The sequence below is a fragment of the Mycetocola saprophilus genome (assembly GCF_000718085.1).
GTDB classification, from domain to species: domain Bacteria; phylum Actinomycetota; class Actinomycetes; order Actinomycetales; family Microbacteriaceae; genus Mycetocola; species Mycetocola saprophilus.
The window spans coordinates 848,927-870,357 of record NZ_JOEC01000001.1 but is presented as its reverse complement, the minus strand read 5'-3'; the positions used below and the strand labels follow the sequence as shown (position 1 = coordinate 870,357).

General features: G+C 66.9%; 19 protein-coding genes. 6 read left to right on the top strand and 13 right to left on the bottom strand.

The window, feature by feature from the left end; all coding sequences use genetic code 11:
• Positions 1–167: 167 nt before the first annotated feature.
• A complete protein-coding gene (locus IE92_RS0103835) occupies positions 168–935 on the top strand; it encodes an SDR family oxidoreductase (RefSeq protein ID WP_030143552.1) in 768 nt (255 codons plus the stop codon).
• A 74-nt stretch (positions 936–1,009) separates the two neighbouring features.
• On the opposite strand, the gene IE92_RS0103830 is transcribed toward IE92_RS0103835, so the two are convergent.
• Both IE92_RS0103830 and IE92_RS0103825 read right to left on the bottom strand, forming a co-directional pair.
• Positions 1,010–1,570, bottom strand: a complete 561-nt coding sequence (locus IE92_RS0103830) for an HdeD family acid-resistance protein (protein ID WP_030143551.1) — start codon at positions 1,568–1,570, stop codon at positions 1,010–1,012.
• A 217-nt stretch (positions 1,571–1,787) separates the two neighbouring features.
• Complete coding sequence (locus tag IE92_RS0103825) at positions 1,788–2,615, bottom strand: MerR family transcriptional regulator (protein ID WP_030143550.1); 828 nt, start codon at positions 2,613–2,615, stop codon at positions 1,788–1,790.
• Positions 2,616–2,745: 130 nt separating this feature from the next.
• Here IE92_RS0103825 and IE92_RS0103820 point away from each other — a divergent pair, with 130 nt between their 5' ends.
• On the top strand, positions 2,746–3,177 hold the full coding sequence (locus tag IE92_RS0103820) for a YybH family protein (protein WP_030143549.1): 432 nt from the start codon (positions 2,746–2,748) through the stop codon (positions 3,175–3,177).
• 36 nt (positions 3,178–3,213) lie between these two features.
• A complete protein-coding gene (locus IE92_RS0103815; protein WP_030143548.1) occupies positions 3,214–3,954 on the top strand; it encodes an alpha/beta hydrolase in 741 nt (246 codons plus the stop codon).
• Between the two features lie 323 nt (positions 3,955–4,277).
• Here the strand turns inward: IE92_RS0103815 and IE92_RS0103810 are convergent, their stop codons facing one another.
• Together IE92_RS0103810 and cmtR are read right to left on the bottom strand one after the other, a co-directional pair.
• On the bottom strand, positions 4,278–6,236 hold the full coding sequence (locus IE92_RS0103810; protein ID WP_425411817.1) for a heavy metal translocating P-type ATPase: 1,959 nt from the start codon (positions 6,234–6,236) through the stop codon (positions 4,278–4,280).
• Positions 6,236–6,661 carry a Cd(II)/Pb(II)-sensing metalloregulatory transcriptional regulator CmtR gene (cmtR, locus tag IE92_RS0103805; RefSeq protein WP_051701880.1) on the bottom strand — a complete coding sequence of 142 codons (426 nt, stop codon included), beginning with the start codon at positions 6,659–6,661 and terminating at the stop codon, positions 6,236–6,238. Before cmtR ends, IE92_RS0103810 begins: the two co-directional genes overlap by 1 nt.
• A gap of 188 nt (positions 6,662–6,849) precedes the next feature.
• Here cmtR and IE92_RS0103800 point away from each other — a divergent pair, with 188 nt between their 5' ends.
• From IE92_RS0103800 to IE92_RS0103790, 3 genes are read left to right on the top strand one after another with little or no spacing between them, the layout of a single operon-like run.
• On the top strand, positions 6,850–8,448 hold the full coding sequence (locus IE92_RS0103800; protein ID WP_081864110.1) for a DUF3375 domain-containing protein: 1,599 nt from the start codon (positions 6,850–6,852) through the stop codon (positions 8,446–8,448).
• Positions 8,445–9,218: a DUF4194 domain-containing protein gene (locus IE92_RS0103795; protein WP_081864079.1), complete on the top strand. Its 774-nt coding sequence runs from the start codon at positions 8,445–8,447 to the stop codon at positions 9,216–9,218. Before IE92_RS0103800 ends, IE92_RS0103795 begins: the two co-directional genes overlap by 4 nt.
• Entirely contained in the window at positions 9,215–12,577 is a 3,363-nt protein-coding gene (locus IE92_RS0103790; protein WP_051701882.1) for an ATP-binding protein, read from the top strand. The genes IE92_RS0103795 and IE92_RS0103790 overlap by 4 nt, the downstream gene beginning before the upstream one ends.
• A 100-nt stretch (positions 12,578–12,677) precedes the next feature.
• Here IE92_RS0103790 and IE92_RS0103785 read toward each other — a convergent pair whose 3' ends face one another.
• The 9 genes from IE92_RS0103785 to IE92_RS17125 all read right to left on the bottom strand — a co-directional run bounded on the left by IE92_RS0103785 (position 12,678) and on the right by IE92_RS17125 (position 21,391).
• Entirely contained in the window at positions 12,678–13,208 is a 531-nt protein-coding gene (locus IE92_RS0103785; RefSeq protein WP_030143542.1) for a hypothetical protein, read from the bottom strand.
• A 165-nt stretch (positions 13,209–13,373) separates the two neighbouring features.
• On the bottom strand, positions 13,374–14,621 hold the full coding sequence (locus IE92_RS0103780) for a pyridoxal phosphate-dependent aminotransferase (RefSeq protein WP_030143541.1): 1,248 nt from the start codon (positions 14,619–14,621) through the stop codon (positions 13,374–13,376).
• Positions 14,622–14,727: 106 nt separating this feature from the next.
• Positions 14,728–16,128: a C40 family peptidase gene (locus IE92_RS0103775; RefSeq protein ID WP_030143540.1), complete on the bottom strand. Its 1,401-nt coding sequence runs from the start codon at positions 16,126–16,128 to the stop codon at positions 14,728–14,730.
• A gap of 211 nt (positions 16,129–16,339) precedes the next feature.
• Positions 16,340–16,942, bottom strand: a complete 603-nt coding sequence (locus IE92_RS0103770; protein ID WP_051701883.1) for a TetR/AcrR family transcriptional regulator — start codon at positions 16,940–16,942, stop codon at positions 16,340–16,342.
• A gap of 37 nt (positions 16,943–16,979) precedes the next feature.
• Complete coding sequence (locus IE92_RS0103765; RefSeq protein WP_051701884.1) at positions 16,980–18,095, bottom strand: serine hydrolase domain-containing protein; 1,116 nt, start codon at positions 18,093–18,095, stop codon at positions 16,980–16,982.
• Between the two features lie 327 nt (positions 18,096–18,422).
• Entirely contained in the window at positions 18,423–19,139 is a 717-nt protein-coding gene (locus IE92_RS0103760) for a hypothetical protein (protein ID WP_030143537.1), read from the bottom strand.
• Positions 19,136–19,924, bottom strand: a complete 789-nt coding sequence (locus IE92_RS17130; RefSeq protein ID WP_051701885.1) for a signal peptidase I — start codon at positions 19,922–19,924, stop codon at positions 19,136–19,138. Before IE92_RS17130 ends, IE92_RS0103760 begins: the two co-directional genes overlap by 4 nt.
• 6 nt (positions 19,925–19,930) lie before the next feature.
• Positions 19,931–20,692 (bottom strand): hypothetical protein, encoded by a 762-nt coding sequence (locus IE92_RS0103750; RefSeq protein ID WP_030143535.1) that lies wholly within the window; start codon positions 20,690–20,692, stop codon positions 19,931–19,933.
• Between the two features lie 78 nt (positions 20,693–20,770).
• Positions 20,771–21,391, bottom strand: coding sequence for an alternate-type signal peptide domain-containing protein (locus tag IE92_RS17125; protein ID WP_051701886.1), 621 nt, complete (start codon positions 21,389–21,391; stop codon positions 20,771–20,773).
• Positions 21,392–21,431: the final 40 nt, after the last annotated feature.

The following is a 21,431-nucleotide window of genomic DNA, read 5'->3' as shown; positions in this document are numbered from 1 at the left end:
CTTGCAGCAAACCTACCAGTTCGGGTGGACAATTCCGCGGAAAAAAGGCGGATCGTTCCCACTTTGTGTTTATATGCCGCGGGCGTGATGGGGCACTCTTGCTAGAATCATCGCTGGGCCTCTTTGCCCGTCTTGTCCTTTCCGCACCCTTCAAGGAGCATCACACAGTGTCTGAAATCCTCGCCCCGGGCAGCCTCGCCGGCAAAAACGTCCTCGTCACCGGTTCCTCTCGCGGGGTCGGCGCGGACACCGTTCGCTACTTTGCCGAGGCGGGTGCCCGCGTCGTGATCAACTTCCGCAATAAGGAGGCACGCGCGCTCAAGCTGGCCGAGCAGATCCGTACCGCCGGCGGAACCGCGATCACCGTGGGTGCCGACCTGACCGACCCCGCCTCGGTGGCGGACATGATGGACACCATCCGTGCCGAGTACGGATCGCTGGACATCCTGGTCCTGAACGCCTCGGGCGGCATGGAGTCCGGCATGGCCGAGAACTATGCCCTGCTGCTCAACCGTGACGCCCAGCTCAACGTGCTGGAGAGCGCCAAGTCCCTGCTGGGAGAGGGGTCGCGCGTGGTCTTCGTGACCAGCCACCAGGCCCACTTCATCCGCCAGACCCCGACCATGCCCGAGTATGAGCCGGTTGCCCTGTCCAAGCGCGCCGGCGAGGACGCCCTGCGCGAGCAGATCCCCGCCCTGGCCGAGGCCGGTATCGGTTTTGTGGTGGTGTCCGGCGACATGATCGAGGGCACGATCACCGCGACCCTGCTGGACCGACTGAACCCCGGCGCGATCGCCGAGCGTCGCGAGCAGGCCGGCAAGCTCTACAACGTGGCCGAGTTCGCCGCCGAGGTAGCCCTGGCCGCCGTCGAGGCCGTGCCCGCCGATAACACCCGCCTGGTGGGGGACACCGGCAGCTTCGGCTCCGGCGAGTAATACGTAACAAAAATCCCGCATTCGTAGCGAATGCGGGATTTTTGTGGTTTTTGGGGGAGTGGGTAACGGGCGGGCTACCCGTGACGCCCAAACAGGAACGCCTGAATAATCTGCAGGATGCCGCCGATAACCAGGAAGATGGCCGCAAAAATCAGCAGGATTGCCGCCGTGCTGAGCGGGATGAACAGCACCATCACGCCGGCCACGATGCTCAGGATTCCGTAGAGGATCCCGAACCATTTGGCGCGATCATTGCTGCGTCCGGTCAGCGCGGCGATGCCCTCGATGATCCAGGTGATGCCGATGACCGTGGCGAGGATCGTGGCGCCGAAGACCGGGTTTTCCAGTGTGTAGATGCCGCCGGCCAACAGCAGGAGCCCCAGGATGCCGCTGGAGATGCGATACACGGTATCCGAGTCGGTGGCGAGCGCCGCGGCGATCAGGCGCATCACGCCGGCCACGATGAAGTACAGTCCGAATAGCCAGCCCACGGCGATCAGCGCGGATCCGGGCCGAGCCAGGATCAGGATTCCCACCAGAACGGCGACGATGCCCGTGACGCCGAGTCCCACGCGAATTCCGTTCACCGCCGAGTCTTTGAGCTGTCTGCTGTCGATGACGAGTCGTTCACTCATGATCTTTCCCTTCGATCACACCAAACGTATCCGGTACATCCATTCTGACGCAGACACACGTTATGCGGTGGCGGGGCCGCCACTCCGTGCCCAAATCGCAATCAGACTGTCGCGCTGATAATGTACATTATGTCAAGTCACGGATATCTGACGTGCTGAAATTGCATATACGTCGATAACGGACCACTCCCCTTGCCGGGTAGCTGGATCGGCCGCCTTACGCTCCGGTGTGGAAGATGGGCCAGCCGATCTCGGTGCGCCACTGGTTCTCGTCGGCCGTCTCGAGTGCGCCGACGAGGTAGTACTCGCGGATGGGGCCGTCGATCCCGATCGCGTGATCACCGATGTACGCGCCAAGTTCGCCATAGATGTGATCGATCTCGCCGGAGTGCGGGCCGCGGTGTTCAGCTACGGCGAGATCTGTCTCCGGCACCGTAAGGGGCACGACTCGTCCGGTCGGTCGCAGATCGCCATCACAGGGCACAAACACGATGGCCTCGCCGCGGCCGTGGGTGAACAGATCGGTGGAGTAGATCGCGCCTCCAGGCCCGGTGGGCGAAATCTTCTGGACGGCGAGCAGGGCGTGCAGCTCGCCGAGGGCACCCTGGTACCAGCCCGTCACATTCTCGACGTCGATCACTGCGCTGATCGCGGCGGCCGGCGTGGCAGGCTGACGCCGATGCTCAACGCTCGCCGTCTGATTGCCGCGGGATGGTTCGATCAGGTCCCGCAGCGACGCCACCGCGTCCTGTGTGCGGGCGAGCTGCGCCTCCAGGTGTGCGAGGTGGTCTGAGATGAGCCGGTTCCGGCGGGTCAGATCGCTGGTCACGATCAGGCGATGGATCTCGTCCAGGGGCATGTCGAGCATGCGGAGCCGGCGGATGACCTGGGCGGTCGGGATCTGGTCGGTGTCGTATCGCCGGTGGGCGGTGTCCGGGTCCACGTGGGCGGGAACGAGGAGCCCGATCCGGTGGTAATGGCGCAGCGTCTTGATGTTCAGGTGCGATGCGCGGGAGAAGTCCCCGATCGCTAAGGATGCCGTCATACCTCGAGTATGACACCTCCCCCAACGGGAGATACCAGCAGGAACAGGCCTATTGCATCTCCCCTGACGGCACACCCGAGACTCGTTCTAGAGGCGGTTACTCGGACTGCCAGATGGAAGGAACAACACCATGACCACGAGCGAGCGCGCGAGCGCACAGCAGGACAAAGACACCTTGATCGGCGTCGTCGGCGAGATGGCCACGTCGATGACCGGAGCACAGAGCACTCGACACTGGGCGTCCGACGCGCTGTGGTTCGACATCGTGCCGTTCGCCTCCCGCGGCATCGCACCGGCACAGAAGCTGTTCGATGACACGTTCGCGACATTTGAGTCGTGCACGGTCGAGATCCTCGACCTGGATGCCACTGTCAACGGAGACATGGGCATCGTATGCACCGTGCAACGCACCGCCCTCGTACTCAAGGACGGCTCCAGCCGACAGGTCATCTCCCGGCAAACCGACTGCTTCGAACGTCGGGAGCACGGGTGGGAGCTCATCCATCAGCACGCCTCCGTGCCCGCGGGCGGCGCGTGGGATGGCACCATTACCACCGTCTGAGACCGAACAACGCCCCAGAAAGCGAAAGCTCCGATCATGAAATACGCTCTTGACCCCGCACTTGTGCCCGCGATGGCCGAACTGAAGCGGGGATCAGCGAATGCCCCACGCCCCGTGCGCGGAGACTGGCAGGCCGTCCGCGCCTCCGCGAACGCCGGTCAGGCCTACATGCCCGCCCTCTCCCCCACTGTCACCGGAGTGACCACCACCGATTTCACCACCGAGACATTCGACAGTGAGGCCACGCTGCTACTGCGCTGGTACGCCAAGACCGGAAAAACCCCGGGATCTGCTGTCGTGTACGCACACGGCGGAGGGATGCTCGGGGGCAGCGTCGACCTGTACGACGAAGTCGTCGCGTGGTACGTCGCCCACAGCGGCATCCCGTTTTTGTCCGTCGACCTCCGCCTCGCGCCCGAGGCGCCGACCAGCACGGCGATGGCCGAAGACGTCTACAGTGCGCTGATCTGGCTTCGCGAACACGCCGCCTCCCTCGGCGTAAACCCCGACCGGATTGCACTCATGGGCGACAGTGGTGGAGGTGGCCCCACCGCGGGCGCCGCAATCCTCGCCCGCGACCGGAACATACCGGTCGCCAAGCAAATCCTGATTTACCCGATGCTTGACGACCGTCATACCAAGCTGGCCCGGCACGGCGTACCGATCGAACTCCACGTCCACCCCGGAGCACCACACGGCTTCGAACGCTTCGTCCCCGACTCCGACATCGCCCGCCGAGCCATGACCGACCGGATCCGAACCATCACCGACATCTAACCCGCCCGCACCAATAAATCCCCAGCGTCAACAGATCAACAATGCGTAGACGAGGCGGATCTGACGGTGCAGCATGAGGAGTCGCCCACTCCTCCTCCCCCGGAACCGGCTCAGTAATCATTGGTTCAATTTCCACTGAACCAATGATTACTTTCTGAACCAATGATTACTTTCTGGGCCGATGATACTCGAATGAAACCGCGTACGTGCGTCTGGTCCGCCTCGCGGGCCAGCGAGTTCAGGTCGAGGAGGGAGTTCGCGGCCGAATCCAAACGGGTGGGCGGTATGGTGCGAAATCTTGATGTCAGCGTCTCTGCCCGGGATCAATTTGACCGGACCCGCGCCGCACGAATGCCATTGAGAATCACGATTACCTCGGCAATCTCATGCACCAGCACCACCCCGGCCAACCCCAGGACGCCCCACAGCGCCAGCGGAACCAGAACCACGATGATCGCCAGCGCGAGGAAAATGTTTCCGGTCATGATGCGGAGCCCGCGGCGTGCATGGGCGATTGCCCGTGGGAGCTGGCGAAGATCGGTGCCAACAAACGCAATGTCGGCGGATTCCAATGCGGCCGCCGAACCCGTCTGGCCCATCGCGATCCCGACATCCGCGGTGGCCAGCGCCGGTGCGTCGTTGATGCCGTCTCCGATCATCGCCGTCACCGCGGTACGTCGGTAAGCCTCGATCACGCGCGCCTTGTCGCTGGGGAGCTGCTCGTGATGAACCTCAGAGATCCCGGCGCTCTGCGCGAGCGCCTCCGCGGTGCGCGCGGAATCACCGGTGAGAAGTGCAACCGAAATCCCCTGCGCGCGCAGGGCCGCGACCGTCTCCCCCGCCTCGGGCCGCAGCTCGTCCCGAACGCCGATGACCGTGGTGGCGCGGCCATCCAGCTCGATCACCACGACGGTCATGCCCACCGCGGCCAGGCGCTCGGCGGCATTCACCAGCGCGCCGTCGACCTCAGGGTCGAGCAGCCAGCGAACGCTACCCACGCGCACCCGGACACCGTCCACGCGTCCGGCGAGTCCGTGGCCCGCCTCCTCGGTCACATCCTGCGCCTCCGGAAGGTGCCCGGCGGGCGCCGCCGCCACGATTGCCCGGGCGAGCGGGTGGGTGCTCCGCGCCTCCAGGGCGGCGGCCGCGATCAGCGCCGAATCGGATGATCCGGCCTCTCCGCCCTCGACCGCAACCACCTCGGGCACATTGCGGGTGAGGGTGCCGGTCTTATCAAACACCACCCGACGCACCGCGCCGAGGCGCTCAAACGCCGCGCCCGACTTGACGATGACTCCGAACCGGCTGGCCGAACCGATCGCCGAGATAACGGTGACCGGGACCGCGATCGCCAGCGCACAGGGCGAGGCCGCCACCAGTACCACCAGGGCGCGTTCGGTCCAGAACTCCGGATCCCCCACCAGGAAGCCAAACATGATCACGAGGGCCGAGAGGATCAGCACCGCGGGAACCAGCGGACGCGCGATTCGATCCGCCCGGCGGGCCCACTCCCCCTTGCGTTCCTGGGCGGCGCTCACCAGCGCGACGATATCGGTGAGCGAGTTGTTGCGACCATCGGCCGTGGCCGTGACCCGCAGGCTTGCCGAGCCGTTGATCGCCCCGGCCGCAATCGGATCACCGGGTGCCACCGAAACGGGGATCGATTCGCCGGTGATGGCCGAGAGGTCCACCCCGCCGCGGCCCGCTGCAACCACGCCGTCGGTGGCGATCCGATCCCCCGCGGCAATCAGTAATACGTCACCGATGCGCACATTCGCGCCGGCGACCACGCACTCGTGTCCGCCACGCAGCACGCGCACCTCGGTGGGAATGAGGTCGAGCAGGGCACCCAGGCCGTGACGCGCGCGATCCATCGCGCGGTCTTCGAGCGCCTCGGCCAGGGAGAAGAGGAAGGCCAGGGCCGCGGCCTCGGCCACGTGCCCCAGGAGTACCGCACCCACCGCGGCGATGGTCATCAGCAGCCCCACGGTGAGGCGCCCGCGCAGAAGCTTCCGAATCGCGCCGGGAATGAAGGTCCAGGCACCCAGCGCGAGCGAAGCCGCGTGGATGATCAGCGCGGCCACGGGGAATTCGAGCGCCGAGACGCCGGCGCCCACCAGCAGGAGCACCCCCGAGGCGGCGGGGATCAGGACACCGGAATCACGCCACCAGGGGGTCAGCGGTTCGCGGAGTGGGGTGGCTTCGCGGTCGGTCCCCACCGAGCCGGATTCGGCGGGGCTGATGATGGGGGTTTCGGCGGGGCCGCAGCAGGCGTCGGCCACTAGTTCCGCTCCCCCGTGCGCTCGAATGCTCGGGTGGCCGGAAGGGCGGCGGAGGTCACGCCGCTGCCGTCGGCATCCTCCCCCGGGCAGCACCCGGGTTCGACACATGCGGCATCGAGGCAGGGCGCACCATCGTCCACCGCCAGCACCACGCCCAGCAGCGATTCGATGGCGCGGGTGATGTGCGGATCGGAGATCTCATAGCGCGTCGCTCGCCCCTCGGGGACGGCCACCACGATTCCGCAGCCGCGCAGGCACGCCAGGTGGTTGGAGACGTTGGTGCGGGTGAGGTCCAAATCCGCGGCGAGTTTGCCGGTATATCCGGGACCGCTCATCAGTTCAAGCAGGATCCGGGAGCGGGTGGCGTCGGCCATGGCGCGACCGAGGCGGTTCATGACGTCGAGACGCGAGGCTAATGTCAGCATGCACTGACTATACAGTGAACGCTGACATATGCCAAGGGCAAAATTTCCTCCACAGCAGACCGGCACGGCGAACTTATCCCCCATTTGCCCCGCCGAGGGCGGCGGGATCGTGTCGAATCGGTAACGTACGAGAGAATAGAGGTTGGCCAGCCGGCGGCGGGCCACGCGACAACGGGAGGATGGACGCGGTGAGTGACGTACTGCGAGAGCTGACGCGGGTGCGGGAGTCTTTTGACAAACCCACCCTTCGTCTCCTCGATCGAAAGTGGGCACCCCTGGTGCTCACCATCTTCCGAACCTCCTTCAGCCGGGAGCGGCAGAGCATCCATGCCGAGCGACTGCACGTCCAGGTAGACACCTATCTGCAGGAGCTTGCCGCGCTGGGCGAGGAGATCCCCACGGGCACCGGGCGTTCGCTCTGCGTGCAGTGGATGAACGACCGCTGGCTTTACCGATCCAGCGACAATGAGGGTGAGGAGCGCTACTCACTCACCTCCCACGCGCTCGAGGCATTGGCACTGGTCGACTCCCTGGCCAAGGATCGCGCGCTGCTGAGTGAATCCCGACTCACAACCATTCTTGACACCATGCACCACTGGGCCACCGAGGCCGATCCCGATCCCCACACCCGCATTCAGCGACTGGATGATCGCATCGCCGAGCTGACGGCCGAACGCGATCGTCTGCGCGGTGGTGGCGAGGTGCCCGCTGCCGGGAACGAGCGCATGTATGAGGGATATCAGAACCTGATCGACCTCATCGGCCAACTCCCCAGCGACTTCAAGCGAGTGGAGGAGTCGGTGGCCGCCATGCATCGCCAGATCATCAGCGACTTCCGCGCCGAGGAGCGTCCCATCGGTGAGGTGCTGGATGAGTACCTGGCCAAAACCGATGAGCTCATGGGTGCCACGGCCGAGGGGCGGGCATTCGAGGGTGCGTTCACCCTGCTGCGAAACGAGGAGCTGCTGACGGCGCTGCGCCGAGACATTCAGACCATCCTCGATCACCCCTTCGCCGCCGGATTGGGGTCGGGGGCGCGCCGGGACTTCCGCGGCACCGTATCGATTCTGCGATCGGGGATCGATGACGTGCTCTCCCAGCGTCGCCGCCTGACCGCGACCCTGCGCGAGCACATCGAAAACCACGATCATGTGCGCGACCGCGAACTCGACGCGGTGCTGCGCGCCCTCGGCCGCGAGCTGGAAACCTGGATGCACACGGCGGGACCCCGTTCCACGGTCCCGGTGGAACTGCTGCCCGAGGTACCCGAGACGCCGCACCTGCGCGAACGACTGTGGGATCCCCTGTCGGCGGCACCTCCTCCCCCGCTGGAAGACCATGCCGCGGATGCGCCGGCCGCACCCGAGATCGATACCATCCGTGTTCAGGGTGGGCCCTATCTCGAGGAGGTGCGCGCGGCAATTGGTCTTGCGGCACGAGATGCGGAGGAGGCCGCCCTCGGCGATCTCTTCAATACATTGAGCCCGGACCTGCGCCGGCCGGTGGAGATCTTTGGTCTGCTGCACCTGCTCACCCAGGCCGAGATCGGTGTCGAGGCGGACGCCTACGACGATTTCTCCACCATTCGCCCCGACCACACCGCGCGCACCTTCCGGGTGCCCCGGGTGCGGCTGGATCGTGAGGCGCAGCGCGCCCTCGCCCAGATCGAACGGATGTTCGATTCCAGCGAGGCGGGCGACGGCGAAACTGCCAACACCGCGCCCACGGTCCCGGCCACTCAGACACCCCATACCACCCCGACTGCTCAGGAGGACCCCCTCGCATGACCCGAGACACGATGATCGAAGACGGCGTGCCCGAGGTTGATCCCGAGGGCACCGTATCGCTGTTCGAGGGCGATGAGGGTCGCCTTGATCTGGCCCAGCGGCGCGCGCTAGTCACGCTGCTGCGCGGGCGCTACCTCAGCGCCGCCGACCACCCGCGCGAGTGGAAGACCCTGTTGGCCTCCGAGGCCGTGCTGCGCTCCCGCCTGAACGACCTGTTCCTCGATCTGCACATCGATCGCGCGTATGAGGTCGCGTTCAAACGACAGGCCCACCCCGAGGAGGGTGGACGTTTCCCGACCCTGCTGCGCGACACCGCCTATACCCGCGAGGAGACCATTCTCCTGGTGTTCCTGCGTGGACGCTTCCGAAGCGAGCGGGGCAACGGTCGTGAAAGCGTGCATGTTGGACGTGAGGAGATGCTGGGACGGATCGCCCAGTTCCGCCCCGCATATTCCACCGACCAGTCGGGTGATGCCCGGAAGGCCGAAAAGGCCATCGACTCGATGGCCCGCTCGCAGATTCTGCTGCGCACGGACGATCCCGACCGCTTCCGGATCGCCCCGGTCATCGAGGTCCTGCTGCCGCTCGAACGCCTGAGCGAACTGCTCGAGTGGTTCCGGACGCGCTCCGGGGCAGAGGCCGAGGGTGAGGACCCGAACGTCGAGACCGAGGACGTCGAGACCGAGGATGTTGAGAATCCCGAGACCGATAACGGGTCGGTGCCCGAAGCCGATACCGAGACCCACACCGATGAGGAGATCACCCAGTGAGCGACGCCCCCCTCTTCCACATTGACGGCGCCACCGAGGGAACTACCCAGTGGCGCGCCGAGCTGTTCCAGGTGGTGAACTGGGGTGGCTTCCAGGGGCACCATGCGATTCCCCTCTCCCCCACCGCCACGCTGCTGTCGGGTGCCTCGGGTTCGGGTAAGAGCACCCTGATGGACGCCTACCTGGCCCTGATGATGCCCTCGGATACCGCGTTCAACGGTGCCTCAAATGACGCCACCACCGGGCGTGCCCGCGGCGCGGATCAGCGCAACCTGCTGTCCTATCTGTTGGGCAAAACAGACTCCCGCCGCGACCCGGAAACCGGGGTTATGCTCGATCGGGTGCTGCGCGGGGAGAACTCGTCCACCTGGGGCGCCATCTCGATGACCTTCGTAGACGACAATCGGCGGCGCTTCACCGTACTGCGCACCTATTTTGTGCCGCGTGGTGCCGCCGCCTCGGCGAATGTGTCGATGAAGATGGCAATCCTCGATAGCGCGTTTGACCTGCGTGAGCTGGCGACCATCGCCGAGAGCCGCTTCGATCGCCGGGCGCTGCGCGGCGTGGCCCCCGGCATCCAGGTGTGCGGGACCTATCTGGAATTCGCCCAGAAACTGCACACGCGTCTCGGCATCGGGGCCGGTGGGGACGGGTCCAAGGCCCTGCGCCTGCTCGCCCGGATTCAGGCGGGTCAGCAGGTGCGCACGGTGGATGGTCTCTATAAGTCGATGGTGCTGGAACGCCCGGCCACCTTCGAGGCCGCCGATACCGCGCTGGCGCACTTCGCCGATCTGGAGAAGTCCTATGAGGCGATGGTGACCGAGGATCAGAAATCCACGGTGCTCGGAGCGGTACCCGCGCTGATGACCGAACACGCCCGCGCTCGCGCCGAAGAGGCCACAATCGACACGTTTGGGGTCAATCGGGAGGGCGCGACCGCCTTCAACCTGTGGCGGGTCCGCACCGAACGCGAGCTGCTGGAGGCGGCCACCACCGCCAACGCGGCCGATCGGCGCGGTGCCCGGGAACGGATCGCCACCGCCCGCGAACACGAGGACGGGCTGGCTTCCCGGCTCGCCACGATTCAGCGCCAGCAGCGCGAGAACGGCGGTGACGTTCTCGAAGACCTGGGACAGCAGCACACCGCGCTCGAACACCGCCTCGAGCAGGTGGCCCTGGAACGGGACGCGTTTACCGAGCGGGTGACCGTACTGGGTGCCGTCCCCGAATCCGCCGCCGAGTTCACCGCCGCTCAGGACGCCGCCGACACATTCCTCGCCGCGTATACCGCCCGCGAACAGGAATATGAGGACCGCATCAACGCCCGCGGCCGCGATCAGTATCCGCTCGAGGCCGATCGTCGCGCCCTGCGGGACGAGGCCATCTCGCTCAGCGGGCGAACCGGTCTGGTCCCGCCCCACCTGCACCAGGCGCGGCTGGCCCTGGCTGAGGCCGCCGGCCTGAACGCCGCGGACCTGCCGTTTGTGGCCGAGCTCATCGACCTGGCATCCGGGGAGGAACGGTGGCGCACCGCCGCCGAGGTCACACTCGGCCCGGTCTCGCGCATCCTGGTTGTGGATGAGGCCCACCTGGACGCCTTCTCGCGTAGCATCGACGAGGTGGAGCTGTCGACCCGGATCGTGTTCGAGGGCGTACCCGCGGGTGCCTTCACGCCGGCGGAGTCCGACCCCGAAATGATCTCTGGCAAGCTGGTCTTCCAGGACTCCCCCTACGCGCACTGGGTGCAGGACCGGGTGCGCGCGGCCCACACCGATGCGCTGTGTGTCGAGTCCGCCGCCGAGCTGCGCGGGTCCGGACGCCGGGTTGCCCCGAGTGGTCAGACCCGAGACGGTAGTCGCGGCGCACACGGTGACAATAACGTGCGCCCGATCATCGGATTCTCCAACACTGCCCGGCTCACCCAGATCGAGGCCGAGGTGGCCGAGCTGGATGCGCGGCTGGCCACGCTGGTGGGCGAGATCAGTGCCGAACGGGCGGGTCTGGCCGTGTTGCGTGCGCACCGGGACGCTCACCGCCTGGTGCGCGATGCACGCTGGTCCACGATTGATGTGGCCGCGGTGGAGACCGCGCTCACCGAGCTGGCCGCCGAACGCGAGCGGGTGCTCGCCGACAGCGACGTGCTGCGCAGCCTGGGCGACGAGGAAACCCGCCTGCGGGTCGAGCGTGACGCCGCCCAGCGGGAACGCTTCCTCGCCGAGGACGCCGGCGCCCAGCTGGCCACCGAGCACGAGCGCCTGGTGGACCGCGAGGACGAGCTGGCCGAGGCCTGGGAACGGGTCAACTCCGCCGAGCTCGCCCCCGAACACGCCGAGCGCCTGGATGAGGAGCTTGCGGCGGTGGGCGGAGGAACCGATCTGGCCGCATTCGATTCGGGGGTCAAGCGCCTGGGCGATCGCCTGCGCGCGCAGTCCACCCAGGCTCGCGAGGCCGCGGCCGCCGCCGAGTCCGCTCTCGAATCGGCGTTCCGGATCTACCAGGACCGCTGGCCCGACCCGAACCTCGGCACCACCATCGAATCGGCCGAGGGATACCGCGATATCCTCGACACGATCATCACCACCGGCCTGCACGAGCGTCGCCAGGAATGGACCCGCCGACTCTCCGAGTGGAGCGGGCAGGACCTGGTTCCCCTCGGCGGCGCGTTCGATGGCGCGATCGAGGCGATCGAGGAGCGCCTGGATCCGGTGAACGAAATCCTCTCGACCCTGCCCTTTGGCGCGGGCCGTGACCGTCTCAAGATCGCCCTGCGGCGCCTGCACGGTGAGGACGTGACCCGATTCCGACGCGAACTGCGCGAGCTGTCGGCCGGTTCCACCGAAACCCTGGATGACGCGGCCGCGCAGGAGCGCTTCGGTCGGCTGCGCGCGTTCATGGATCTGCTCCGCGAAAACGGCGAGGGTCGCCGAGACGACCTGCTGGATGTCCGCCGACACGTGGAAATCACCGCCGTCCGCCAGACCGTAGACGGCGTCGAGGTCAGCACCTACTCCTCCCTCGGCGGAAAGAGTGGTGGTGAATCCCAGGAGTTGGTCGCCTTCATCGTGGGCGCCGCACTGCGGTTCCAGCTCGGCGATGAGTCGCGAACCCGGCCCCGCTTTGCCCCGGTGTTCCTCGATGAGGGCTTCGTGAAATCCGATGCCGAATTCGCCGGACGTGCCGTGGCCGCCTGGCAGGGGCTCGGCTTCCAGCTCATCGTTGGTGCCCCGCTAGATAAGGTCACCGCGCTCGAACCGTACATGGATCGGATGCTCTCGATGACCAAGAACAATGCCAGCGGGCTGTCGTTCGTGGCCGAGATCGCATCGACCGGCGGGAAAACCGGGGAAGACGCCGCCTAGACCGTACCGCCTGTCGACCGCGGGCCGGGTCGGGCCGCGGTCGCACTCAAACGGTGCGTGCCCCAGTGCGTGGGGTACGCACCGTTTTTGCCTGCCCGACTTAGCTGGGGGCGACCGCAAAACGGGGTGGGCGGTGCATCCACGCATTCTCGCCGGGAGCCTCGGGGCGAAAACCGTGGGCGCGATACCAGGCGGCAAGCCTGCCGGTGTCACTGCCGAATGCCGGGTGGGGTTCCAGCGCGATCTCCCAGCCGGCGGAATCGGCACGGCGACACAGAAGATCAAGGGCGCGATCCGCGAGACGTTGGCCACGCAGCGGATAGGGAACCTGGATGAGGTCAAGGATGACCTGATGCCCGTGTGGGCGCAGAAGAATTTGAATCTGCGGATTGATGTCGCGATGAATGCGCTCGCGAACCGCGTCGAGCGTGGCGGTGGTAGCGGTGGCGGGAGTAGCAGTGGGCGAGATAGCGGTGGAGCGCGTGGTGTTGTGGGATGTAGCGGTGTTGTGGGATGTAGCGGTGGAGGACGTGATGATGGAGGAAATCGTGGCGGAGGGGGCGATCGGGATGTCGGGTTCGGGCAGGGCGAGCATCCCCGCGCGGCGCGCGGGGAAGGAGGAGTCGGTCACGGGGGTCCTTCGTTTTGGTGCGGATACCGCACACGCAAAAACGCCCGGATCTGCCCGGGCGCTCCCCATACCCTAGCAGGGCCGCCGATCCCCCGCGATGACGACGCCGGTTAACGCGGTGTGCCCGCCTCGCCGAAAGCGAGACGGGCACACCGGAAACAACCGCTACTGGTGGTAGGAGGACAGGAAGTTTCCCAGTCGCTCCAGCGCCACCTCAAGGTCGCCCACACCCGGCAGCGTCACCACGCGGAAGTGATCGTGTCGCGGATAGTGGAAACCGGTTCCCTGAACCACGAGGATGTGTTCCTTGAGCAGGAGGTCCTGCACAAACTTCTCATCATCGTGAATCTCATGCACCTCGGGGTCCAGCCGCGGGAACGCGTAGAGCGCACCCTGCGGAGCAACCACCGAGACGCCGGGAATCGCGTTGAGCATATCCACGGCCACGCGACGCTGCTCATACAGGCGGCCGCCGGGCTTGAGCATCGGATCGATGCTCTGATAGCCGCCCAGTGCGGCCTGAATCGCAAACTGCGCGGGCACGTTTGCACACAGGCGCATGCTCGACAGCAGCGAGATTCCCTCGATGAAGGACGCGGCGCGATCGCGCGGGCCGGTGATGATGACCCAGCCCGAGCGGTAGCCGGCAATCCGATAGGTCTTGGACAGACCGTTGAAGGTCAGGCAGAGCACATCGTGGGCGAGGGTCGCGATGGAGATGTGCTCGGCCTCATCGTAGAGGATCCGGTCATAAATCTCATCGGCGAAGATGACCAGGTCGTGGCGACGGGCGACGTCGGCGAGCTTGGTCAGCACCTCCTTGGAGTACACGGCACCGGTGGGGTTATTGGGGTTGATGACCACGATGCCACGGGTGCGGTCGGTGATCTTCGCCTCGATATCGGCGATATCGGGCTCCCAGTTCTGCTCCTCGATGGCGTTGTAGTGCACCACGTTGCCACCGGCGAGGGTGGCCGATGCCGTCCACAGCGGGTAGTCCGGCGAGGGAATCAGCAGTTCGTCCCCGGGGTTCAGGAACGCCTGCAGGGTCATCGTGATCAGCTCGGAGACGCCGTTACCCAGGTAGATGTCGTTGACATCAAACGCGGGGAAGTTCTCGCGCACCTGATAGTGGTTGAAGATTGCCCGGCGGGCCGAGAGGATGCCGCGGGAATCGGAGTATCCACTCGCGGCGGGCAGGGTGGCGATCATGTCGCGTACGATCGCGCTCGGCGCCTCGAACCCGAACGGTGCGGGGTTGCCGATGTTCAACCGCAGGATCTTGTGTCCGTCGGCCTCCAGTCGGGCGGCGTGCTCATGCACCGGGCCGCGGATATCGTAGAGGACGTTTGCCAGCTTGGCGGATTGCAGGATGGGACGCGGCTTGCGCGTCGACTTTTCTGGATCAGACACACTGCCACTATACGCCCGTACAATGCGGCGACGCCGAATCGGGAACCGTTTCGTGTCGAAAACGATATGCCCAATCCGGCGTCGCGAATTGTATGGTGGCGCGGGCCTATCCGGCCGGACGGCCCACGTTCGGAACCAGATTGCGGGTCCGAACCGGAACCAGCTGGACCTTCTTCCCGGGCTCGGGCGCCTCGATCATCTGGTTGTTACCCACGTAGATGGACATGTGATACATGGTCTGGCTATTGGTGTTGCCACCCTGCGAGTAGAACAGCAGGTCGCCGGGGACCAGTCCGCTGGAGCGCGGAACCAGTCGTCCCACCGCGGTCATCTGGCGGTACTGCGCACCCACGGTGTGGTACCCGATGTTGATGCCCGCCTGACGGTAGGCGATCATGGTCAGGCCCGAGCAGTCCCACACGTCGGGACCCTCACCGGCGAAGACATACCACTTGCCCAGCTGGGCGTAGGCAAAGTTGACGGCGCTGGTCGCGGCGGCGGCCGGTCCCACCGGCGCGCCTCCCCCGCCACCGGCGGGCGGGGTGGTGACCGGAGGCGTGGTGACCGGCGGAGTGGTGTTGCCGCCGCCCGAGTTGCCGCCACCGGTGTGTCCGCCGCCGGTTGCCGGCGGACGGGTCACGGGCGGCGTGGTGACCGGCGGGTGTGCGGCGGCGGCCGCCGCATCACGGGCTGCCTTCTCGGCAGCCGCACGGTCCCGGGCCGCCTGCTCGGCCTGAGCCTTCAGGGCGGCAGCCTGAGCCTGCGCCGCGGCATAGGCGCTATCCAGGCTTGCACTCCGGTCCTGCAGGAACGCGAGCTGGGCGTTCAGCGTGGCCGATTCAACCTGCGCGTTATCCACCGCGGCCTGAGCGGCGTTGGCACGATCATTGGCGGTCTTGAAGGCGGCGTCGGCCTCCTTCTGCGCGGTGACGTTTTCGGACTGGGCGGCCTTGGTCTGGTCTTCCAGCGTGGTCACCAGGTTGCTGGTCTGCTTGGCGCGGTCGAGCAGGGCCGCCTGGCCGCTGGAGAGCTTCTCCATCGTGCCGAGCTCGTACAGCAGGTCGCTACCGTCGGTCTTGCCGCCGGAGAGCAGGGCCGCGCTGACACCGGTGCCACCGCCGGCGCGGGCAAACTGAGCGATGATCGAGCCGAGCGCCTTGCGCGCATTCTCATCATCGGACTTGGCGGCTTCCAGGCGGGCGTGCAGGTCATCCAGGCGCTGCTGGGTCTCGGTGACCTTCTGGCGGGCAACCTGAAGCTTCTCCGCCGCCTGCTGGGTGGCGACATCGGCCGCATCCGAGGCGTCGCTGAGCTGCTGAATCGTGGTCTGGATCGCGGCTGCCTGAGCCTGAGACTTGGCGACGTCGTCGCGCGCGGCGGCCACGTCTTCCCAGGACGGCGCCGTGGGTGTGCCGGGATCGGCGAGGGCGGGGGCCGCAAAGCCCACACCGCCCAGGGTGAGCGCAAAGGTCAACGAGATGACCGCGCAGCGTTTGGAAAAGCGCATAACCGTGTTTCACTCCCCGTAGGTCCATGATGGCCATCCACTAGGCGGAGGCCACCCCGTCACATCGCTCCGGTGAGTGGAGGGGTGTAAACGGAACGCGGCGGGTGCGCCGCCTGGTCAGGCTAACACCGTTTTTGCGACACGACCATACCGGATTCTCAAATTTCCACACCGCGCGCGTCGCCCGTGCCGGAGCCGCAGCTCCCCTTAGCTATCCCTCGGCGACGGGGAGCGGGATGGTGGAATCGCCGGTCAGTGCCGAAATAAGCAGTCCGGCCAGGCGTGCCAGCTCGTCGGCTCGTTCGGGGGCACCCGCCAGGTGGGCGGTGGCGCGGAGGATCAGCGGGAAGTCACGATCCGACACATCCGCGCGAATCACGCCGGCCTCGCGGGCGGCATCGAACAGTTCGGTGATTCCCGCGCGGATCAGCTCGTGTTCGTCGCGGAAGATCCGGGGGTTCTCGAACCCGTCCAGGAGCACATCCGAGAAGCCTCGATCGGCGGACTGGAGCTCGATCGTGTAGTGCACAAACGCCCGGAAGGCGCGAGCGGCATCGCGGTCGGCGAAGTTTACGGCGTCGCTGGCGATCGTCACGAAGTGCTCCAGCTGCTCGCTGTAGAGCGCGATGATCAGATCGTCGCGGGTGGGAAAGCGGCGATACAGGGTACCGATGCCCACCTCGGCGCGACGAGCGACATCCTCAAGCGATCCCCCGATGCCGTGCTCGGCGAACAGCTCCCCGGCCACGGTCAGCAGAATTGCGCGGTTGCGTTCGGCGTCGGCGCGGAGGGGTTTCGGGGTGGAGTCGCTCATAGTGTGATGATATCGCACGGCGGATCCGGTCCTCCGATTATCCGACTGTCACACCCGCGAGGCACACGGTTTCACTGGCCAGCCGCTGCAGTGCGAACACGTTCGCCCGGGCGCGTCCCGGATGTACACGGTTGGTGAGCAGCGCCACGGCGCTCTCGTGCACCGGGTCCACCACCAGCATCGTCCCGGTGAATCCGGTGTGCCCAAGTCCCGGCACCGCGCCCATAAACTCGGCATCGTGCACGCGAAATCCGACGGCCTGCCCGAAGGTGCCCGCGGGATTGGTCGCGTGGATCCGCGGGGTAGCCAGCAGCGAAACTGACGCGGGCGAGAGTACCCGTCCGCGATCACCGAGTCCGCCGGCCAGGATCATCCGGCCCAGGGCAAGGGCATCATCGGCGGGACCAAACAGGCCCGAGTTTCCGCTGGGGCGGCCGAGGAAGAAGGACAGCTCATCGTGCACGCTCCCCCGCACCAATCCACGGCCGGGCTGCTCTTCGGTGGCCACGGCGACGCTGGGGTCGATCGGGTGGTAGCCGGTGTTCCGCGTGCCCAGCGGTTCTAGGACTCGGGTGCGCATCAGGGTGGGTAGGTCTTCCCCGCTCACCGTTTCTAGGATGCGTCCAAGAATGTTGTACCCGATGCACGAGTACTCGTGACCCTCCCCCGGCGCGCGCACCGGAGCGGTCCCCAGAACGTGAGCCCAGAGCGCGTCGGCACCCGGGTTCTGCTCCCAGAACCGGGTATTGGCGGGGAGGCCCGAGTCATGGGCCAGGAGGTTCATCAGGGTGATCCGGCGGGCGTCGGGATGCAGCGCATCGCCGAGGACCTCGCCGATTGGGGCGTCCGGATCCACCAGCCCGGATTCCACCACGCTGAGCGCAGCCACCGACACAAAGAGCTTGGAGAGCGAGGCGAAGTCGAACCGATGCTCGGCGGTGAGCGGTCGAGAAATCTCGGGACCAAACTCCTCCAGGGCGGTGCGGCCATGCAGGAAATCGACGCGTTCGCCGGCGGGGGTGAGCCCGGCCAGGGCGAGGGCCGAACCGGGGATGCGGCCCGCGACGCCCACGCTGGCGGGGTCACGCACCAGGGATTCCAGCGTGTGGGTGATCTCGACTGCGCGGGTGGCGGTGGTGTCGGACGGATTCATTGTGTGCTCCTTACCTCGGCCGCGGGCCCTGGACACTCGTGATGCGGGCCCGGATGACCGGTGTGCCCAGCCTATCCCCGACCCGATTCCCCCGCCGGCATGCGCGCGCGGGGCGCATGCCGACGGGGCACAATAAACCGCCCGCTCCGACAGGGGTCTGCATACGGACTGTCGGGGCACAATAAACCGCCCGCTCCGACACGGGTCTGCATACGGACTGTCGGAGCAAAATAAACCGCCCGCTCCGACAGGGGTCGGAGCGGGCGGGGTCCACGCCGGCGGTGATTCGGGACCCATGACGACCACGGATCACCACCGGCGGTGGCTCTAGGGGGTGCGCCGGGAGGCTGCACCGTTCATTCGCCGCCGAAGCGCCAGGTCTCCACCGGCCAGGAGTGCGCCGATGGCGGCGATCAGCGGCCATCCCTCGGCGCCGGTGCGCACCAGGGTGCCGGGTCCGGCGGCCGCGGGCGGTCCCGCCACCGGGGGCTGCTCGGAGGGTGTGGGTGCGGACGGGGTCGGCGTGGGGCTGACCGGCGGGCCATCAATTCGGCTCTCCCCCGCCAGGGTCAGCCGCACATCGAATGCCACCGAGACCGCCTGCTCGTCGGCCACCGGATAGTTGCCGCTGACCGCCGCCTCGGGCAGATCGTAGTCGAGATTAACGGTGGCGGTACCGCCGGGCTGCACGCGGGTGGTCAGGATCGTGGTGTCATTGCCGAAGCGATCGATCACCGGGAGGCTGTTCACCGTGAAGTCCCGGTAGTACTCGTCCGCGGGGTTGCCGGTGAGCCGTACGTTGACAATCTTGGCGGTGAGGACCGCGGCGGTTTCGCCCTGGTTGCGCACCACGAAGGAGCGCGAGTCGGCGTCTCCGGGCACCACCCGCGGGGTGACAAACACCGGGCGGTCGAGTTCCGCGGCGAACCCCGAGTGTCCGTCCCAGGAGAGCCCAATCTCGTCGGCGGCGTGTGCGCCGAGGGCGGGCCCCGCAACCGTCAGGGCGAGGGCGCCCGCGACGGCGGCAACGGTGATCCGTTTCATGGTGTGTTCCTTTCGGTGGCGCCGCGGGGACGACGCACAATGGTGAAGACTGCGTAGCCGACCAGTCCCAGGCCGACGAGGGTGATGAGGGGGCCGCGGATGTTGCCGCCCACCAGGTTGGTGACCCAGCCCACATACGGTACCGTGTAGAGCACGAGTCCGCGGACCTGATCGGCGCCGATTTCCGGGTCATCGGCGCCGTTGGCATCCCCGCGGGTGATCAGACGCACGCCCGAGTCCCCCGCGCTCATCGAGCGAATACGGTGGGTGATCAGGGTGGGATCGTTGGAGATGGGTTGGAAGGTGACCACGTCGCCCACGCTCAGCCGGGACGCCTCGACCGGGGCCGACACCACGATGTCGCCGGGGCGGATGGTGGGTTGCATCGATCCGGTCAGGACCGTGAGCGGCACCGCCCCGATCACCAGCGGCACCACGGTGACCGCGGCGCTGACCAGAACCAGCAGCGCGAGCAGCACGGCCCCGGCCCCTCGCCAGACCCCGAACCAGAATCCACGCGGGGGCGTGGGAGTCCCGGTCTGGGATGCTCGACGACCGCGACGGGTCGAAGGATCGGACTCACTCGCGAGCCTGGACTCAGTCGGGGGCTCGGACGCGCTCGAGGACCCGGACGCGCTCGAGGACTCGGACTCATTCGCGGGACCGAACTCATCCGAAGGCTCGGGCTCATTCGCGGGACCGGACGGGCTCCCGGGCTCGAGGCCATCCGGCGAGGTGTCGGGGCGCTCCGTGTCCGGCTCGGTGGTGGTGATCAGCATGGACATGATGGGCTATCCGGCAAACCGACCGCGGAAGGTCTCGAAACCGAAGTCCAGGGCAAAGCTCGCCTGGAACGCCCGGGTGTCGTAGCCGAGGCCGATCGACCAGCGATCCTCCCCCGAAACACTCACCCGGGCACCGGTCTCGGGATTGGTGTAGGTGCCGCTCGCGGATCCAATGTTGGTATAGGTGGTGTTCAGGGCCACCGGACGGCTCAGGCGCAGGCACAGGAACTCGTGTTCCGGGGTGTCCCAACCCGCCGTGCTGTAGGCCGAGGAGACCAGCTCGCGCGCGGGAATCCGCGCGGCCGCCAGCGCCCCCTCATAGAGGGTGCCGGCATCGGCGTTGAGGGCCGGGGCACAGCCCTCGGCCGTGCTTGCCCGGACGATGCGCACGCGCGCGCCATCCACCAGGGTGGTGTCACCGCCGGTGACGTGGGCGCCGCGCAGCGCATAGGCGAGCCCGCGGTTGCCCTGCGACTGGCCATCCACCCGGATCACCGCGTCGGCGAAGTTTTTGGTTTGCAGGGCGGTGATCGGGTTCCCGCCGGGTGCCGAGCTGGCCGACCAGGTGACGTTCGCCTGCGGGCTTTGCGCGCGGTCCATCTGCGCGGGGGTTGCACCGGGGTTGCCGACGGCGAATCCCGCATAGCCGATCGTCACGGCATCGTACACGGCGGTCTGCTGTGACCAGAGGGCCCAGGTCGCGGCGCCGGCGGTGCCGAGCGTGGCGCCGAGAGCCAGCGCGGTGGCGGCGGCAAGGGTGCGTTTCATGGGTCAGGGCCTTTCAAAACTGAGGAGAGAACTGCGATGGGGTGGGCAGGGGGTGTGCCCACCCCACCGAGGGTGGAACTAGCCGCGGGTGCTCTGCTCGAGCGAGAAGTTGACGTTGCCCAGGACCGCCTGCGCGCTGGCGTAGGTCAGGTCGGTGGCGGTCTTATCGAAGGCGAGTTCGATCTTCACGGTGTAGGTGTCCGGGGTGGTGCCGGTGTTCTTGGGCACCTTGAGGGTGACAGGGGTACCCAGCGCGGTCTTGGCCGAGGGGGTGCCGCTCACCAGCGGAACGGCCTGGTTGTTCTTGTCCAGGACGATGTAGGTCGCGGTGAGCCCGCCGGTTCCGGCCTTGGCCACACCCTGCGCATCCAGGGCGCTGAGGGCGCTCGAGGTGACATTCAGGGTCGCGTTGAGGTTGTCACCGGTCAGGGTCACGTTAATGTCCTGGGTGCGGTTCAGGGTGTCGCCGGGAACGGTCTTGAACTTGGTGGCGTCGGGGATAGCAACCGGGACACCCACCACGTCGGTCGAGACGTCGGTCCAGACCGGTGCGCCGGCCACGGCGACGTGCAGGTTACCGGTGTTGATCGTGCCGGCGTCGGCGTCGGTGGTGGAGCTCCAGAGGGCGAAGGTGCTACCGCCTGCCAGGAGCCCGAGGCCCAGAGCGCCGGCGACGATACCGCGAGTTGAGATCTTCATGATGATTCCTTTATGTGAGGTGGTGCGAAGGAGGGGTGTG

What these genes read in the sequence shown, in the direction of transcription:
- IE92_RS0103830 (WP_030143551.1), bottom strand. Translation starts at nt 1,570, where the DNA reads ATGAGTGAACGACTCGTCATCGACAGCAGACAGCTCAAAGACTCGGCG.
- IE92_RS0103825 (WP_030143550.1), bottom strand. Translation starts at nt 2,615, where the DNA reads ATGACGGCATCCTTAGCGATCGGGGACTTCTCCCGCGCATCGCACCTG.
- IE92_RS0103820 (WP_030143549.1), top strand. Translation starts at nt 2,746, where the DNA reads ATGACCACGAGCGAGCGCGCGAGCGCACAGCAGGACAAAGACACCTTG.
- IE92_RS0103815 (WP_030143548.1), top strand. Translation starts at nt 3,214, where the DNA reads ATGAAATACGCTCTTGACCCCGCACTTGTGCCCGCGATGGCCGAACTG.
- cmtR (WP_051701880.1), bottom strand. Translation starts at nt 6,661, where the DNA reads ATGCTGACATTAGCCTCGCGTCTCGACGTCATGAACCGCCTCGGTCGC.
- IE92_RS0103795 (WP_081864079.1), top strand. Translation starts at nt 8,445, where the DNA reads ATGACCCGAGACACGATGATCGAAGACGGCGTGCCCGAGGTTGATCCC.
- IE92_RS0103775 (WP_030143540.1), bottom strand. Translation starts at nt 16,128, where the DNA reads ATGCGCTTTTCCAAACGCTGCGCGGTCATCTCGTTGACCTTTGCGCTC.
- IE92_RS0103770 (WP_051701883.1), bottom strand. Translation starts at nt 16,942, where the DNA reads ATGAGCGACTCCACCCCGAAACCCCTCCGCGCCGACGCCGAACGCAAC.
- IE92_RS0103765 (WP_051701884.1), bottom strand. Translation starts at nt 18,095, where the DNA reads ATGAATCCGTCCGACACCACCGCCACCCGCGCAGTCGAGATCACCCAC.
- IE92_RS0103760 (WP_030143537.1), bottom strand. Translation starts at nt 19,139, where the DNA reads ATGAAACGGATCACCGTTGCCGCCGTCGCGGGCGCCCTCGCCCTGACG.
- IE92_RS17130 (WP_051701885.1), bottom strand. Translation starts at nt 19,924, where the DNA reads ATGTCCATGCTGATCACCACCACCGAGCCGGACACGGAGCGCCCCGAC.
- IE92_RS0103750 (WP_030143535.1), bottom strand. Translation starts at nt 20,692, where the DNA reads ATGAAACGCACCCTTGCCGCCGCCACCGCGCTGGCTCTCGGCGCCACG.
- IE92_RS17125 (WP_051701886.1), bottom strand. Translation starts at nt 21,391, where the DNA reads ATGAAGATCTCAACTCGCGGTATCGTCGCCGGCGCTCTGGGCCTCGGG.